At 30.5% G+C, this 476-nt stretch carries 1 protein-coding gene; it reads left to right on the forward strand.

Annotated elements, in window-relative coordinates; translation table 11 throughout:
• Positions 1 to 189: 189 nt before the first annotated feature.
• On the forward strand, positions 190 to 476 hold a 287-nt coding region (locus tag QWI17_RS14825; protein WP_302723306.1), incomplete at its 3' end, for a hypothetical protein.

The raw sequence follows: 476 nt of genomic DNA on the forward strand, positions 1-476 counted from the left end.
CAAAGTTGGAGTAGAAGTGTGCGAATGAATTGCGCAATAAAATATTTTTTTCGAAATAATTTGTAAATGATGATGAATAGAGGATTTTATATTGAAAATATTTTGAATAAAAGTTGAAGTGAAAATTTCTACGCAAATAGATTGCGTACTTTGATTTGAAATTTGTAGTATTGAAGAAAGAAATCAACCATGGCAACCAATAAAATTGCATTAATACGTTATCAAACGATCGATAAATGTCTTCAAAATCATTTCAGAAAATGGAGATTAGAAGATTTAATAGAAAAAGTTTCGGAAGCTTTGTATGAATACGAAGGAATAACTTCTGGCGTTTCGAAACGTACAATTCAGGGCGACATTCAGGTGATGCGAAGTGATAAATTGTGTTATAATGCGCCAATTGTTGTTCGAGAAAAAAAGTTTTATGAATATGAAGATCATAATTATTCGATTCATAATTCGCCTGTTTCGTCTGC

Source organism: Gilvimarinus gilvus (assembly GCF_030518155.1).
Lineage (GTDB): Bacteria > Pseudomonadota > Gammaproteobacteria > Pseudomonadales > Cellvibrionaceae > Gilvimarinus > Gilvimarinus gilvus.